Here is a 16230-nt window from a genome sequence, read left to right on the forward strand (position 1 = left end):
AATTTCGTAAAGTTATAATAAAAGTGTGAAATTAAATTTCAAAGAAGGTGAGAATATGTTAGAGAATTTATCAACAGAACACCGAAATGAAAATACGATGAATTTAGACGAGATGAGCATAAGAGAAATTTTACAAACAATGAATCGAGAAGATCGTAAAGTCGCTGTAGCGGTTGAAAATGAAATCGAACAAATTGAAAAAATTGTTCAAAGTGTTGTTTCATCTTTTCAAAATGGTGGACGATTAATTTATATTGGTGCTGGTACAAGCGGACGACTAGGAATTTTAGATGCTGTCGAGTGTCCACCGACATTTGGGACAGATGAGAAACAGGTACAAGGATTTATAGCAGGTGGATTGAAAGCGTTTACTGAAGCTGTGGAAGGTGCAGAGGATCGAGAAGATCTTGCAGTAGATGATTTAAAGGCGATTCAGTTAAGTAATAAGGACACTGTTATTGGAATCGCTGCAAGTGGTAGAACACCTTATGTAATTGGTGGATTAAAATATGCAAATTCTACGGGAGCAAGTACAGCTAGCATTTCCTGTAATAAGGGAGCAGAGATAAGTAAATTTGCAAAAATTAGCGTGGAAGTAGGGACAGGTGCAGAAGTGTTAACAGGATCTACACGCTTAAAGGCTGGAACCGCACAAAAGTTAGTACTGAATATGATTTCAACTGCTTCTATGATTGGCGTAGGGAAAGTCTATAAAAATCTAATGGTTGATGTTCAGTCGACAAATGAAAAGTTAGTCGAGCGTTCCAAACGAATTATTATGGAAGCGACGGGAGTAGATTACAAAGAAGCGGAAGCATATTACGAAAAAGCAAAGCGTAATGTGAAAGCAGCAATCGTCATGATATTACTACAGTGCGAATATGGGGAAGCACTTGAAAAATTAACAGATGCGAAAGGATTTGTGAAAAAGGCATTATAAAAAGTGGGGAGGGGGATTTTACAATGAAGAAAGAACAGCGGATGGCAAAAGAGATTACAGAGCAACTTGGGGGAACGAAAAATATTCATGGTATTGCACATTGTATGACGAGGTTACGTTTAACACTTCATGATGAAAGTAAAGTGAATATGGAGCTTTTGAAAAAAGTAGACGGTGTCATGGGTGTGATTGAAGATGAAACATTGCAGGTCGTAGTTGGGCCCGGAACTGTGAATAAAGTAGCAGCCGAAATGGAGACTTTGACAGGGGTACGAATTGGTGATGTTGCTGATTACCACCTTGAAGATCTTGGCCAAGAAATGAAATCAGCAATCAAGAAGAAAAATAATACGCCTGTTAAAAATTTATTGGGAAAAATCGGTAATATTTTCATTCCATTAATTCCAGGTCTTGTTGCATCAGGAATTATAAATGGGGTTGCCAACTTTGCTAAAAATGCGGGGGCAGATCCAAATGCAACATGGCTGCAAATGTTACTTTTAATTGGCGGTGGTATTTTTACATTCTTAGGTATTCTAGTTGGCTGGAATACGGCAAAAGAATTTGGCGGAACTCCGGTTCTCGGAGCGATTGCAGGTATTTTAATTTTCAACCCAGCTATGGCAAATGTGAAACTATTTGGTGAAGCAATGGTGCCGGGGCGCGGTGGATTATTCGCTGTAATCTTTGCAGCATGGCTTATGGTTGTAGTGGAAAGACAAGTACGAAAGGCAGTACCGAATGCAGTGGATATTATAGTGACTCCGCTTATTACGGTATTAGCAGTGAGCTTAGTAACGATGTTAGCAATTCAGCCAGTGGCTGGTTTCCTATCTGATGGAATTACAAGTGGTATTAACGCAATTTTAAATGTCGGGGGAGCGGTCGCAGGAGCTGTACTCGCAGGAACATTTTTACCGCTCGTTATGGTGGGACTACATCATGGTCTAACACCTATCCACATGGAATTTATTAATCAAACTCATGTAACACCGTTACTACCGGTTTTAGCGATGGCAGGAGCGGGGCAAGTTGGGGCAGCGATTGCTATTTATGTAAAAACGAAAAATAAGCGTCTTCGTAATGTAATTAAAGGAGCACTACCGGTTGGTTTCTTAGGAATTGGCGAACCTTTATTATATGGGGTCACATTACCACTTGGTAAACCGTTTATTACGGCTTGTTTAGGTGCAGCTGTTGGCGGTGCATTCCAGGCAGTTATGAAAACGGCTTCACTCGGAATTGGTGTATCAGGATTATCGTTAATTCCGTTAATCGCTGATAATAAATATTTATTATATTTTCTTGGTCTTGTCATTGCTTATGTATTTGGTTTTATCTTTACGTATTTCTTCGGGTTTAAAGAGGAAATGGCAGAGAACATATAGAGAAAGGGATTCCTTTCTCTTTTTTTCATGATAAGTAGAAGGAGAGATTACTATGATAGGAGTTTCAATATATCTTTCAAAGGACCGGATAGAAGAGCAAGAAAAATGGTTGAAAACGGTAAGCGAATACGGCTTTACGTCTATTTTTACTTCTCTTCATATTCCAGAAGACGATCCTACAACTTATAAAGAGTTAATACAAATACTTGGGAAGCAAGCGGAAAAATATGAGATGGAACTAATGGTGGATGTTTCACCAAATTCTTTACACCATTTAGGTCTTATGTATGAAAATGTGGAACAGCTATTAGATTGGGGGATTACTGGGTTACGTATTGATTATGGTATAGATCCGAAACAAATTGCACGTATATCACACAAAATGAAGATTGCATTAAATGCTAGTACAATTACTGAATCATTTTGGAATACGCTTCTTGAGGAAAGTGTGAGAGTAGATTGTGTAGAAGCATGGCATAATTTTTATCCACGTCCTGAAACAGGGCTTGCTAAATCATTTTTACAAAAGCAAAATCAATTTTTGCGTGAATGCGGTATAAAAACAATGGCATTTATTCCAGGTGATGGTGAAAAAAGAGGACCTTTATATGAAGGGCTTCCTACATTAGAAAAACACCGATATATGCGCCCGCTTGAGGCATATTTGGAACTTGTGGAAGATTGCTTCGTTGATAAAGTATTAATTGGAGATATAAGTGGGAGTTTACAAAGAGTACAAGAAATTACAAGTGCAAATAAAGGGATTATTCCAATACGTTATAAACCGCTGATTAGTGAAAGAGAAGTATTAGAAACAGTAGAGCGAGTACATACGAATAGGCTTGATCCAGCGCGTGATGTCATTCGTTCTGTAGAATCAAGAGAAGGAGATACTGTTATTTTACCAGCGATGAATACAGTTCAAAGAAAGATAGGGAGTATTACAATTGATAATGAACTGTACGGTAGATATGCAGGTGAAATACAAATCGTTATAAATGATCTATCAGAAAATGAAAAGGTGAACGTAATTGGAACGGTTTTCGAGGAAGATCTATCATTATTGTCTTACGTAAATGCAGGAAAGAAATTTGAACTTATCTCGAAAGAATAGAAAATTATTGATGTTTTTTCGAATGTATTTCCACATGTCGAGCCTTGTAGGAGTGCTATTTTTTGTTAAACATTATCCGTAAAATGGATAATGTTTTTTTATTTCTATTAAAAAAAGTATTTGACGAATAAAAAGAAACAATGTATTGTTTTGTCTTGTTAATAAAATGTTTATATAACAAAACAAAAAGGAGAGTTTAGAATGAATCAATATATTGGTAATTTAATTATTCGTATTGTGTTAGGAGTTACGTTCTTTGCACATGGCTTAGCAAAGTTTCAATCAGGTATTGATAATGTAGCAGGTTGGTTTACAAGCATTGGCTTACCAGGTGGTCTCGCATATGGGGTTGCAACATTTGAATTAGTTGGTGGTCTATTATTAATCATTGGCTTAGGTGTTAGATATGTGGGATTATTATTTGCTCTTATCTTGGTTGGTGCAATTGTAAAGGTAAACGGAGCAGCTGGTTTATTAGGAGACGGAAAGAATCCTGGATATGAATTAGATCTTGCATTATTAGCAATGGGTGCGTATTTATTTGTTGTAAAAGCAGAAGGGTATGTAGATCGTTTCTTAAAAGAAAAAGTACTCAAAGCAAAATAAATTATTATATAAAGCACTGTTCTTTTCTGAAGAAGATTTATGAAAAGAACAGTGTTTTTGTATATATCTATTTTGCTGGGGAATTTTTTGGATATTAAAGTATTGACTTGGCACTTAGTTGTAACTATAATTATTACAACGGAGTAATTAGCAATGAAGTGTGAGTTGTAAATAGATAGCATATTTTTTTGGTCTAATTGTAACTATTTCAGTTACAACTTAGAGTTATTATAACAAGTAAGGAAATATAAAATAATAAAAGTGTAAATGTATATAGAAAAACGGAGGAACAACATGTCAAAATTACATTTAGAAGTCTTTACAGGATCTGAACAAGCCTTTCAAGTTACATCAACGATCATTTATGGAGAGAAAGATGCAATTCTTGTGGATGCACAATTCTTATTAAGTGATGCACACCGTTTAACAGCTCAAATTATTGAAACAGGAAAGAACTTAACTCATATTTATATTACGCATTTTCATCCAGACCATTATTTTGGCTTAAATGTATTACATGAAGCATTTCCAAATGCAAAAATTGTAGCGTTGCCAAATACCGTAGAAGATATTCGAAATACATTTGAAAAGAAAGTTGAGCAATGGAAACCGTCTATTGGACATAATGTCCCTCATCAACCTATTATTCCCGAGGAGTTAAAAGAAGATAAGCTTATTTTAGAAGGGAACGAACTGCTTGTTAAAGGTAGTTTACAAGGTGATACACCTAATAACAGTTATGTATGGATTCCGTCATTAAAGGCTGTGATTACAGGGGATATTGTTTATAACAACACATTCGCATGGACGTTAGAAACGGATGTAAAAGCTCGTACTAAGTGGTTAGAAACATTACAAGAAATTGAAAACCTACATCCAGAAATTGTTGTAGCTGGTCATCGTGATTATGATACACCAAATACAGCAGATGCGATTGAACATACCCGTAAATATTTAATCGCATTTGATGAGGTTCTTGCGGAAAACCTTTCAAGTGAAGAAATTCAAACTGCAATGAAGAAACACTTTCCAAATGTAAAAGCACTAGAAATCGGACTTGTTTTAGCAGCAAATGCATTTGGAGGGAAGAAATAATGGAACAAAAAACAAATTTAGAGATTATCCGAAGCACATATGAAGGGCCATCTTCATCTAATGCAAAACATTTACTAGAAGCTCTTTCTGAAAAAGTAGAATGGACAGAGGCGGCTGGTTTTCCTTACGGTGGGACATATATTGGTGTGGAAGCAGTAATGGAGAATGTATTTAGTCGTTTAGGATCGGAATGGAATGATTATAAGGCGAGTGTAAATATGTACCATGAAGTAGAAGGAAAAGATGTCATCATTGCTGAAGGAGTTTATTCGGGAATTTATAAAGAAACTGGCAAAGCATTTGAAGCAGATTTCGTTCATGTATGGCAGCTTGAGAATGGAAAAATCGTAAAGTTCAAGCAATATGTGGATAGTCACGTTGTTAGGGAAGCGATGAAAGCTTAAAAATGATAAACAAATGGAATCGGCTATTTGCAGGCTATTCCATTTGTTTTTGTAACAATTAGAGGAGATATCAAAATACATAATATGAAAAAATGGATAATAAGGGCGATTACGACTATCGCAATTGTAATGGGTGTTATATTTGGCGCTTATAAATTTCTTGAGTATGCCGAAGTAGAGGATAAACGTTTAAAGGAGCAGAAAGTAATTGCTCAAAAGGAAAAGAAGGTAGTGGAAGAAACGCCGCGAGTTAGTGAAGATGAAATCATATCTACTATGCATAAGATGGTACATCAAAAAGTAAAATCCTCTGAGAAATGGGGATTTATTGAAATGACACAAAAGGAAATTCGTAATGCAAAGAAAGCTGTAGAGAGTAGCAAAAATTTTAATTATAAATCAAAATTACTTTCCATTTTAGAACGCTGGGAAAGAGGGGATTTTTCGCAAACAGTTGAGGAACATAACTTTTTTTGGGAAATTCAAGGCGGTGATACTGGAAAAGCAACAGAACGTTTATCGCCAGCAGAAGAACAGCAATATTTAAAAGAAATGAGAAGTAAAAAGTGAAGAATGTAAAAACATCGCCATTATGTTAAAGATAATGGCGATGTTGATCTATTAAGAGTGCTGCCGTACTAAAGTTTGGCTAGGCTGATGAGCAACTGTTTTAAAATGAGAAAATAAATAACAGCCAGTAACAACGATGATCGTCCCAAAGATTTGGATCCAAGTTAGTTCTTCTCCTAAGAAAAGAAACGCTAAAATGGCAGTGAAAATTGGATTGAAATTTAGGAAGATACCTGATGTAGTTGCTCCTAATTTTTGAACGCCAATATTCCAAAACACCATACAGACCACAGTTGAAATTAAGCCTGTGTATAGTAGTGAAGTGATAAATGAAGCATTAATATGAGAGACCGTAAAGTTTGGTATATTAAATGGAAGCAATATGATAACGCCAAAAACTCCTGAATACAGAGTCGCCATCATCGGCGTAGTTGTTTTTGTTGCCCATTTACTACAAACAGAATAAATGCCCCAAATACAAACCGCAGCCATCATCCACAAATCTCCACTATTAAAATGTAATGAAAATAACAGTGCAATATTTCCTTTTGAAAGGACGAGAATTACACCAAAAAAAGAAAGAATCATAGAAAGAATTTGAAGTATATTTATTTTTTCCTTTAAGAATAAAGATGAAAAGAGTGCAATTGAAATCGCGTTTAACGTAGAAATAAGTCCAACGTTTGTTGCGGATGTTTCTTCTAACGCTAAGAATTGAAAAATGTTAAAGAGAACAACGCCAGTGACTCCCATAAGTAGTAAGGGAAGAATTGCAGCGCGCGGTGGAAAAAGTTTCTTTTCTTTAAACCAAACAATTGGTAATAGACAAACAATCGCAATGATCCATCTTAAACTTGTGAGAGTCATCGGAGAAGCATGATCGACAAGAGATTTTCCAACGACAAAGTTCCCCCCCCATAGTAAGCTTGTTAGCAATAATAAAAATACATAAAAATAAGGCATAGTTTGGAACTCCTTTTATTAGTATATAAATTGAAAAACTGATAAAAAACCTTTCTTTTTTGGGGGAAGAGAGGATCCGTCCATGGATAGAAGCGGTCAGGTCCTTTTTTAGCCCCATGCCGAGAAAAAACAAAAAGAGAAAATGAGTGTATGTCCTTTTCTGTTTTCATAGCAGTGACTTATGTGTTGAAAACACAAAATGGATTTATATCGTATGAATTGTAAATAATTTTAGCATTTTTCTTTGTTATCTAATATATTCTTTTGTATAATGGTGAAAATTCAATAAAATGTTTTGTTAAGGGTTATAATTAAGAAATTTTATTCAATTTCATTCAGTGTATTATATGTTTTTCCGAAGAATCGTCGGTAAAGAAAAGGAGGTTTTTTATGGAGTCATCAGTTATTAAAGTGTTAGATGATTTAGACGTACAAATTTTAGATATTTTACAAAAGGAGTCACAAGTAAGTAATGCCGAACTTGCGCGTCGTGTTAATTTGTCGCCAGCTGCTATGCATGCACGAATAAAAAGGCTAGAAGGGGAAGGTTTCATTGATAAACAAGTCGCAATCCTAAATCAAGAGAAACTTGGATTTGATTTGTTGTGTTTTATTTTTATGAGTACGAATATTCATCAATCTGAAAAACTAGAGGTATTGGAAAGAGAACTGGAATCTATGCCTGAAGTGCTGGAGTGTCATTGTTTAACAGGTGAATATGATTATTTACTAAAAGTCGCGAACCGAGATCGAAAGGAACTGGAGCATTTTATTAGGAAGTTAAATAAGTTAGGAATTACAAGGATACAAACGAGCTTAGCGCTGCGTGAAATTAAGTATTCTACAGTATTACCGATAAGAGATTCGAAAACAAGTACTGAATGAGATATAAAACCATTTTTTAGATGGGAGAGAGGGTCCGATCATGCGTAGAAGCGGTCAGGGCCTTTTTTAGCCCCATGCCATGTGAAAACAAAGGGAGAAAATGAGAGAGGTCTTTTTTTATTTTCATAGCATCGACTTGTATGTTGAAAAAGCAAAATAGATTTATATAGGACTTGTTTTTTTGGAATGAGTATATCTAAAATTCAGAATAATAATTGACGTGTTCGGATGGATGGGTGTATTATTATATAAATTTATGAATTATTATTCATTTTAAGTTATAAATATTTAATTTGAGGAGATAAATCATGCGAATTTCAAATGCAATTACAAGTGATGTGAAAGAAATATATAACTTAATAGAAATATATTCGAAAGAGGGAGTTGTTCTACCGCGCTCACTTTTGTCCCTTTATCAGTATTTACAGTGTTTGTATGTTGTGAAAGAGGAAGGAGAAATTTTGGGAGTTGCTGGTTTACATGTTTTAGGAGAAGATCTTGCCGAAATACGATCATTAGTCGTATCGGATACATATGCAGGTAAAGGGCTAGGACGTATGTTAGTCAATCATGTAATAAGTGAGGCTTCTAAAATAAAGGTAAGAAGGGTCATTTCTTTAACGTATCAAACTACATTTTTTAAGAAGTGTGGATTTGATTTTGTTGATAAGGAATCGCTACCTGAAAAAGTGTGGATTGATTGCAGACATTGTCTGAAATTTGATTGTTGTGATGAAGTTGCGATGATTCGGTATGTGATTTGAGGTTTAGTATGAAATAGATAATTAAGATAAACAGAAGGAGGAGGGGATAGCCTCCTCGTTAATTAAATTAATGTATGTCCACCTTCAACATGAAGAGTAGTTCCAGTGACAAATTGATTTTGCATTAAATATAGTACACCATCAGCTACATCTTTTGCCTGTCCAACTCGTTTGACAGGGAGTTTATTTGCTATCTCCTTATAGAATTTGTCCCGCGCTTTCAGCGGCATTTTGCTACGTGACGGTGTATCAATAATGCCAGGAGAGACGATATTTACGCGAATAGGAGCGAGTTCTAATGCTAATGTTTCTCCAAGATTAGAGACTGCTGCATTTACTGCACCAAGCGTAGCTGAACCAGCCATTGTTTTATAGGCAACTACGCCTGAAAATAATGTGATTGATCCGTCTTTCGTAATCTTAGGTGCACCATATTTTGCAGCATAGAATTGTCCCCAAAATTTATTTTCGAACAACTGGCGCGTTTTGCTTACTTCTGTATCAAGGAAAGCTCCTCCGAATGTTTCAGCTGCTGTAATAACTAAATGATGGATTGTATTTATTTCTTCAAAGAATGACTGTACTTGTTGCTCGTTTGTTATATCAAGTGTATAAGTTGTTACATTTCCCGCTAATACCTTTTGTGCCTCTTTTAATTTGTCTTCGGATCGGCTGGCGATAATAACATCTGCACCTTGCGCTAATACCAATCTTGCTGTTTCTAAACCAATACCTGAACTCCCGCCAATAATAGCTACTTTTTTTCCTTTTAGCATCTTTATGCCTCCTAATTATTTCGTTTTTACTTTGTTGCCATCATTGTAGTTTGAAGAATTCCATATTTGAAGTAGTGATATTTATTTCATATAGTTACATTTCGGAAAGTTTTTTATTATATAAGGGGAATCGGAGCGGAAAAAATTTAAAGTACTTTAACTAACAAAAAAGGACCCACGGGTCCTTTTTTGTTAGTTTTCTAGAGTTAGCCCAAAGCGCTTTAATTCGATAAAAATACCTTCTAATTGTTTCCCTTTATCCGTGAGGGTATATTCCACTCGGGGAGGAACTTCAGGATAAACCTTTCTTGTTACAATACCTTGGCCTTCTAATTCCTTAAGGCGAAGTGAGAGTGTTTTTGGGCTGATACCATCCATTGATTTTAGCAAATCACTAAAGCGCAATGTTCCTTCAATAAGAAGGTCCCGAATAATTAAAAATGTCCATTTTGTTCCAATTACGTCGAGTGTTTTTGCAATAGGACAAGGTATACCAGGTGAACCTTTCGTTAATACAATCGGATCTATAGTGCTCATGGAAATAGCCTCCATAAAAATTTTTTGAATTGATTTGCTTTATAGTATCACAAAACTATCCTTTTAGTAACTATATGAAAAAAATATCACTACTTCCAAAAGGGAAATTACTACATATAAAATAGTGTTAGGAACCACAAATGATTTCTAAACTAAGGAGGTGACTATGATGAAAATAAAAAATCAAACAAAAAAGTTATGGTGGTCATTTAGTTTTCTCGTGATTTGCATTGTCGTAATCGGTACCGTGCTTACTGCGTGCAGCAATACAAAAATATCTGCTTCTAAAAGTGAAATTCAATTGTTGAAAGGCAAGCCAGAGCCTAAAACAATGACAATCGATCCTTCATTAAATCAAAAAGAAGCTACAGCAATGATTCATGCAGCCCAACGTTTTTATGCATTTTGGGATACTGGCAATGAGGAGCTTATTCCACAAACCGTTACAGAGAAATTCTTTGATAATACGTTGCCAAAAGGGCGCCCACAAGGTCCCGAAGGCTTAGCATTTGCTGCAAAAAACTTTCGTAAAGTCGTTCCAGATATACATTGCAAAATTGAGGATTTATTAGTGGTTGGTGATAAGGTCACAGCTCGTCTTTCCTTTACAGGAACACATGATGGAAAACCGATTAACTTTTTTGCCATTGATATTTTACGTATTAAGGATGGAAAAATTACTGAAGATTGGCATCTAGAAGATAACCTTACTCTTATGCAACAACTTGGAGTAGTAGCTGAGAACTAAATGATAGCGGTACGAAAAAGTGTGGATTTAGATATATGCAATTCAATCAATAAAAGATAAAGGGGAAGAAAATGATGAAAAATATATTAATAATAAATGGTCATCAAAAATATAGTGCAGACCGAGGGAAATTAAATCAAACATTGGTTGATCGCATGGTCAGTCTACTAAGTGAAAAGAGTCATGTGAAAACAACGATTATTCAAGACGGATACAATATTAAAGAAGAACAACAAAAGTTTTTATGGGCGGATGTTATCATCTATCAAACGCCAATTTATTGGTTTAGTGTACCAGGATTATTTAAAACGTATATGGATGAAGTATATGAGTACGGCCTCTTTTTTAAAGGAGGAGATCAATATGGAGCAGGAGGGTTATTAACAGAGAAAAAATATATGTTTTCCACTACATGGAATGCACCTAAAACAGCGTTTCAAGATTCCTCACAATTTTTTGAAGGTCAGAGTTTAGAAGAAGCAATTGGTCATTTGCACCGAGTACAGAAATTTATTGGTATGAGTCCTTTAAAGAGTTTTGCGTGCTATGATGTAGTCAAAAATCCTAATATTGATATGTTTTTAGCAGAACTTGAAATGCATGTAAAAGAAGTGGTGAATCTTTCCTAAATTTTAAAAATAAATAGCTAGTAAAACCTCAATCTGAAGATTGAGGTTTTACGGTTATGCAAGTTATCCATATTATATAAATGCGGATTGAAAGACCGACATAAAACCATTTCTTTTAAGCGGGAGAGAGGATCCGATCATGCGTAGGAGCGGTCAATTCCTTTTTTAGCTCCATGCTATGTGAAAACAGAAGGAGAAAATGAGTGAAGAACTTCTTTTGTTTTCATAACCGCGACTTATATGTCGGAAATTTAAAATGAATATATATAAATAGTTAAGTAATTTGATTTCAATACTCTTTAGCTGATTCTGTAGGATGAATCCAGAGCTTTGAAAAATCCGTCCAGCCAAAAGAATCGATCGTTACATTTTTTAAAGAAGATGGATAGATCTTCTTTTTTAGAACATGATAATTAAATAAAATAATATATTCCGTTCGAAGGAATTCTTCAATTCCGTATATAAGTTTATAACGATGTTCCTTATTTTCTTCGGCTAAGAATGTATTTAGTAAACAATCAATCTGTTTTTGATAGTGAGGATACATAAAGCGATTGATAAAACAGCTTTTACTTTTAAATACATTTAAAAAGGCGATTTCTAAATCAGAAGCAAAAACTTCTCCCATTAAAATAATATCGGCATTTTGATCAATAGAGTCATCCGAGTAGTCAGAGACTGGGAAAGGATGCAATTCTACTTGTATACCTAAGTTGTGGCAACGTTCTTTTAGCCAGATGGCATCATGAGCACTATCTTTAAAAGAGAAGAAATAAATATGTATTGTTTCTCCTTGATAGGCACTCTTTTGTAAGTAGCTTTTTGCTTTATGTAAAGAATAGGATTGTTTTTCTGCTATCCGACTCCTCTCTGGAAAGAAACTGAATGCTGGGATTGTACGCATTCCTTGTAAATCACGAATAATTGATTCAACGTCATACAGTTGTCTCCAAGCTTTTCGAAAATAAATATCATGATGTGGACCAGGTTTTGTAAAGTTAAATGCAGCATATATACAGCCAGTTTCTTCTATTTGTACTTCGTGCTCTTTTGTATGTTCAGTATTTGGTAGTTCATAATGTGTATGTATTTGTGCATGTTCCGGAATACGCCATAACTCAATTCGATCAAGTAACGCGCGCTCTTTAAAATAATTTGTAAATGCTTCTAATACAACTTGATCTTCATAATAACTATGTAATTTAAAAGGCCCCGTCCCCATATAATGATGATTTTGTATTGTTACATCATGCGGTAAAATGGCTAATTGCATCGAACTTACATAATGTAGAAAAAACAAGTTCGGCTTTCGGAGGTGAAAGCTTATTTGTAACGGTGAGGGTGTTTCAATCTGTACAATCTCTTCAGTTAACCAAGTATAAGGAGATTGGACACGTTGTAATCTTTCAAATGAAAATTGAACATCTTTGGAAGATAAGATTGTCCCATGATGAAATTGAATGCCTTTTCGTAAATAAAAGGTCCAGGTAAGTTGATCGTCACTAATCTCCCATGTATGTGCGAGATGCGGCTCAATTTCTTCTGTGACATAGTTGTAGGTAACTAATGTATCAAAAATTTGACTAATGAGATGACTCTCTGTTGTGACAGCTGCAAATGCTGGATCAAGCGGCAATATTTTTCTCGAGCAAGGTATCTTTAACACGTCATACATATCGTTTAAAGGTTGGTATCCAAAGTGCTGCTGTAGTTTTTTTTCTAAGCTTTTTCGAAGGGGAGCAGGAAATGGTTGTTTTAAAAGAAGGAATATCTCTTTTAATTTATCTTGCTGTAAGAGGGATTCCGCATAGGGCATAACCACTTCTGAAATGGCATGGAGAAAGAGAACTTCACTTTTATTTCCCCGTCCTCGTCCTGGTGTCCACGTAATTAATTTTTCTTCATTCATTTTTCTCAGTAAAATTTTTACGTTTTTTGTACTGCAATATAAAATATTGGCTAATTCTTGCAAGCTATTTTGCATGTACTGTTTTTCTGGATCATGCAATCGTAGTTGAATATAATAGTCCATCACTTTCATGTTTAAACGACTCCTTCCCAATAAAAGGGGAAATTCTTTAGAATATTCTAACCTTTTTCTTCCACTTTTTCAAAGTAAAATGAATACACATAAGGGGGAAGAAACAATGGGATTTTGGAGTATGCATCGAAATATAAAAATTAGAATTATAACATCATTTTTAACACGCACTGTATCAACAATGATTTTCCCGTTTATGGCGATTTATTTTTCAGTAAAGCTCGGGAGTGTCCTTGCAGGTGTTTTATTACTAATAAACGTAATGGCGGCACTCGTCATTGGGCTTTATGGCGGTTATATTGGAGATCGATTAGGACGAAAAAAGGTTATGATTATAGGGCAAGTGATACAAGTAGTTTCTATCGCTTGTATGGGAATTGCGAATTCAGATTATGTAGATTCACCTTGGCTCACTTTTGTGTTTATGCTAACAAATAGCCTTGGTTCAGGACTTATGAACCCGGCAACAGAGGCGATGCTAATTGATGTGAGTACACCGGAGAATAGAAAAGTAATGTACAGTATTAATTATTGGGCAATCAATTTATCGATTGCTATTGGGGCTATATTCGGAGGGTTATTATTCGAACATTATCGTTTGCAACTCTTTATATTATTGACGGCAGTAGCATTGCTAACGTTGTATTTAATTTCAGTATATATGGAAGAAGTATATGTAACTCAGAAAACGATAAAAAAGAAGCATGTGTTAAAAGAAATGGTTGAAAGTTATAAAGTTGTTATGACAGACCGGGCATTTTTGATATTTTGTTTAGCAAGTATATGTACGTTATCGTTAGAATTTCAGCTTAATAATTATTTAGGTGTACGCTTGCAAGAGGAATTTGAAACAATTCAATTTGCATTTGGAAATGATATTCGTTTTGATTTAACAGGTATTCGGATGCTAAGTTGGATTTCTGCGGAGAATACGATTTTGATTGTTTTATTTTCAGCACTTGTTATTAAAATGATGAAACGTTTTAATGACTTGAAAATCCTATATGTTGGCTTATTTATCTATACAATTGGATTCACAATAATTGGATCAAGTAATAGCTTATGGATCTTATTAATAGCAGGGCTTTTCCAAACAATCGGCGAGATGATGTATGTGCCAGTTCGGCAATCCATTATGGCCGATATGGTTCCAGATGATGCTCGAAGTTCTTATATGGCAATCAATGGTATGGTCTTTCAGGTGGCAAAAATGAATGGAGCACTAGGGATTATGCTAGGTTCTTTTATAGCATCATGGGGAATGAGCATTGTATATTTTTTAGTTGGTATAAGTAGTATTTTGTTATTTATGAAAGCAATTAATAGGACAAAATACAGTGAAGAAAATATACATCATATAGGATAAGGGAATATGTAAAAAAGCGAATCTATTTTTATCATGATTCGCTTTTTATATACCATTTTTTCTAAAAAGCGTCTGCTTCAGCTAATGTATTGCTAGTGCTTGGGTTCATTAAAAGGTTCTTCAGTTCACCTACTTCAGAGAGTGTGACAATGATGTAACCGCTAATTAATACAATGAGTCCAATGACCCTTAATGTTTGCAAACTAATATTTCTTTGGTTTTCCTCAGAGTTACTTGGGGGCGTTAAAGTTTGAGTGTTGTTCATCGTAGGGCTCCCATCTTTTTATTTATATATGTGCTAAACAATTGTATGACTTATGGATGATAAATAAAAAGAATCAAAATCATAGTCATTTTCACTATATGAGAAATGCCTAAAAAAGTGATTAAAAATAGGGGTGTTCAGTTCATACTTATACGCCTCTCTAAAAATCCTATCAGGTTGATAATGCTTCCACTTGAACAATTTTTCCTTTTTCATACCGATCACACACCTTTTTTAGAGTAATAGTATCAGTATGTCCAAGATTTAGAGGTTACTTGCATGTATCTTGAAGTTTTTGCACCGGAACCGTATTTTGTTTTATTGGCTTGATAGCGATGTGGTGCTACCCCATAAAGAATATTGATATGTGAGGGTTTTACTGCCCGCGAATAGCGAGATAAAATGAATGCGAGTATTTTTACATATGAATCTATGAAAAAGTTGATGAAATTGTCAGCTTTTTATTTTTGAAAAAAATTGTTTATCTATTTTTATAAAAAAATGTTTTTTTGACCCCTATAAAATTTTTATTTCCTCCGAATATGTATAGTGAAGAAAGCAAATGGAGGAAAAATCATTATGAAAAAAACACTATTAAAAGGCACTATGGTAACTATGATGGCATGCAGCCCGTTTCTGATGGGAACAGCAGCGTATGCTAGCGAAAACACAGATGCGGTAAAAACAACGGAAACTGAAAAAACATCTTTAGTACAAGGTGACGTCTTTTATTTTGTGAAAACTATGGTTGAAGATATTAAAATGGCTCTTGCGACAAACGATTTAGAGAAAGCGAAGCTATTGTCTGAGCAAGCCGCGGAACGAATTACTGAAGCAAGTGTACTAATTGAAAAAGGAAAAGGCGATCTTACACAAGATACATTAGAAAAAGCGGTGGAAGACTTAAAAAAAGCAGATAAGCTTTCTGGCGAAGAGAAAGCAGAAACAGAAAAACCTGCTGGCGAAGAAGAAAAAGAAGCAGCGAAAGTAAAAGTGCACATCGGAAACAACATCGAAGCATTAGCAAAAGTGCTAGATCAAGTGAAAAAATCCGAAAGCAAAAGCTGCAATTACCAAAAATATAGAGAAGAGTTTTTCAAAGATTGCAGCTAAAAATAGAGAAAGAGAAAGAGAANAGA

18 protein-coding genes are annotated in these 16230 nt (G+C 34.9%); 13 read left to right on the forward strand and 5 right to left on the reverse strand.

Annotated elements, in window-relative coordinates; genetic code table 11:
- Nucleotides 1–55 precede the first annotated feature (55 nt).
- The 7 genes from murQ to BPMYX0001_RS03705 all read left to right on the forward strand — a co-directional run bounded on the left by murQ (nucleotide 56) and on the right by BPMYX0001_RS03705 (nucleotide 6117).
- Complete coding sequence (gene murQ / locus BPMYX0001_RS03675; protein ID WP_033798651.1) at nucleotides 56–940, forward strand: N-acetylmuramic acid 6-phosphate etherase; 885 nt, start codon at nucleotides 56–58, stop codon at nucleotides 938–940.
- 23 nt (nucleotides 941–963) lie between these two features.
- Complete coding sequence (locus BPMYX0001_RS03680; protein WP_006093642.1) at nucleotides 964–2328, forward strand: PTS transporter subunit EIIC; 1365 nt, start codon at nucleotides 964–966, stop codon at nucleotides 2326–2328.
- A gap of 52 nt (nucleotides 2329–2380) precedes the next feature.
- Complete coding sequence (locus tag BPMYX0001_RS03685; protein WP_006093643.1) at nucleotides 2381–3442, forward strand: DUF871 domain-containing protein; 1062 nt, start codon at nucleotides 2381–2383, stop codon at nucleotides 3440–3442.
- Nucleotides 3443–3643: 201 nt separating this feature from the next.
- A complete protein-coding gene (locus BPMYX0001_RS03690; protein ID WP_003195449.1) occupies nucleotides 3644–4048 on the forward strand; it encodes a DoxX family protein in 405 nt (134 codons plus the stop codon).
- A 294-nt stretch (nucleotides 4049–4342) separates the two neighbouring features.
- Entirely contained in the window at nucleotides 4343–5143 is an 801-nt protein-coding gene (locus BPMYX0001_RS03695; protein WP_033798652.1) for an MBL fold metallo-hydrolase, read from the forward strand.
- A complete protein-coding gene (locus BPMYX0001_RS03700; RefSeq protein ID WP_006093645.1) occupies nucleotides 5143–5547 on the forward strand; it encodes a nuclear transport factor 2 family protein in 405 nt (134 codons plus the stop codon). The genes BPMYX0001_RS03695 and BPMYX0001_RS03700 overlap by 1 nt, the downstream gene beginning before the upstream one ends.
- 84 nt (nucleotides 5548–5631) lie before the next feature.
- Nucleotides 5632–6117 (forward strand): PRK06770 family protein, encoded by a 486-nt coding sequence (locus tag BPMYX0001_RS03705; protein ID WP_033798653.1) that lies wholly within the window; start codon nucleotides 5632–5634, stop codon nucleotides 6115–6117.
- Between the two features lie 51 nt (nucleotides 6118–6168).
- Here BPMYX0001_RS03705 and BPMYX0001_RS03710 read toward each other — a convergent pair whose 3' ends face one another.
- Entirely contained in the window at nucleotides 6169–7080 is a 912-nt protein-coding gene (locus tag BPMYX0001_RS03710; RefSeq protein ID WP_006093647.1) for a DMT family transporter, read from the reverse strand.
- A gap of 390 nt (nucleotides 7081–7470) precedes the next feature.
- Here BPMYX0001_RS03710 and BPMYX0001_RS03715 point away from each other — a divergent pair, with 390 nt between their 5' ends.
- Together BPMYX0001_RS03715 and BPMYX0001_RS03720 are read left to right on the forward strand one after the other, a co-directional pair.
- Nucleotides 7471–7965, forward strand: coding sequence for an Lrp/AsnC family transcriptional regulator (locus BPMYX0001_RS03715; protein WP_033797450.1), 495 nt, complete (start codon nucleotides 7471–7473; stop codon nucleotides 7963–7965).
- Nucleotides 7966–8273: 308 nt separating this feature from the next.
- Nucleotides 8274–8729: an N-acetyltransferase gene (locus BPMYX0001_RS03720; RefSeq protein WP_006093649.1), complete on the forward strand. Its 456-nt coding sequence runs from the start codon at nucleotides 8274–8276 to the stop codon at nucleotides 8727–8729.
- A gap of 62 nt (nucleotides 8730–8791) precedes the next feature.
- Here the strand turns inward: BPMYX0001_RS03720 and BPMYX0001_RS03725 are convergent, their stop codons facing one another.
- Both BPMYX0001_RS03725 and BPMYX0001_RS03730 read right to left on the reverse strand, forming a co-directional pair.
- Entirely contained in the window at nucleotides 8792–9505 is a 714-nt protein-coding gene (locus BPMYX0001_RS03725) for an SDR family oxidoreductase (RefSeq protein ID WP_006093650.1), read from the reverse strand.
- A gap of 192 nt (nucleotides 9506–9697) precedes the next feature.
- Entirely contained in the window at nucleotides 9698–10042 is a 345-nt protein-coding gene (locus tag BPMYX0001_RS03730; RefSeq protein WP_018782331.1) for a winged helix-turn-helix transcriptional regulator, read from the reverse strand.
- Between the two features lie 166 nt (nucleotides 10043–10208).
- Between BPMYX0001_RS03730 and BPMYX0001_RS03735 the strand changes: the two genes are divergently transcribed.
- Together BPMYX0001_RS03735 and BPMYX0001_RS03740 are read left to right on the forward strand one after the other, a co-directional pair.
- The gene (locus BPMYX0001_RS03735) at nucleotides 10209–10790 is read left to right on the forward strand and encodes an ester cyclase (protein ID WP_006093652.1); all 582 of its coding nucleotides are present in this window, start codon (nucleotides 10209–10211) and stop codon (nucleotides 10788–10790) included.
- 74 nt (nucleotides 10791–10864) lie between these two features.
- Nucleotides 10865–11419: an NAD(P)H-dependent oxidoreductase gene (locus BPMYX0001_RS03740; protein ID WP_033798654.1), complete on the forward strand. Its 555-nt coding sequence runs from the start codon at nucleotides 10865–10867 to the stop codon at nucleotides 11417–11419.
- A gap of 289 nt (nucleotides 11420–11708) precedes the next feature.
- Here BPMYX0001_RS03740 and BPMYX0001_RS03745 read toward each other — a convergent pair whose 3' ends face one another.
- Nucleotides 11709–13460, reverse strand: coding sequence for an SgrR family transcriptional regulator (locus tag BPMYX0001_RS03745; protein WP_006093654.1), 1752 nt, complete (start codon nucleotides 13458–13460; stop codon nucleotides 11709–11711).
- A gap of 106 nt (nucleotides 13461–13566) precedes the next feature.
- Between BPMYX0001_RS03745 and BPMYX0001_RS03750 the strand changes: the two genes are divergently transcribed.
- Nucleotides 13567–14826 (forward strand): MDR family MFS transporter, encoded by a 1260-nt coding sequence (locus BPMYX0001_RS03750; RefSeq protein WP_033798655.1) that lies wholly within the window; start codon nucleotides 13567–13569, stop codon nucleotides 14824–14826.
- Nucleotides 14827–14887: 61 nt separating this feature from the next.
- On the opposite strand, the gene BPMYX0001_RS03755 is transcribed toward BPMYX0001_RS03750, so the two are convergent.
- The gene (locus tag BPMYX0001_RS03755; protein WP_018766852.1) at nucleotides 14888–15091 is read right to left on the reverse strand and encodes a hypothetical protein; all 204 of its coding nucleotides are present in this window, start codon (nucleotides 15089–15091) and stop codon (nucleotides 14888–14890) included.
- A 579-nt stretch (nucleotides 15092–15670) separates the two neighbouring features.
- Here BPMYX0001_RS03755 and BPMYX0001_RS03760 point away from each other — a divergent pair.
- Nucleotides 15671–16204 (forward strand): DUF5667 domain-containing protein, encoded by a 534-nt coding sequence (locus BPMYX0001_RS03760; protein ID WP_033798656.1) that lies wholly within the window; start codon nucleotides 15671–15673, stop codon nucleotides 16202–16204.
- The last annotated feature ends 26 nt before the right edge of the window (nucleotides 16205–16230 follow it).

This window comes from Bacillus pseudomycoides DSM 12442 (assembly GCF_000161455.1).
Taxonomy (GTDB): domain Bacteria; phylum Bacillota; class Bacilli; order Bacillales; family Bacillaceae_G; genus Bacillus_A; species Bacillus_A pseudomycoides.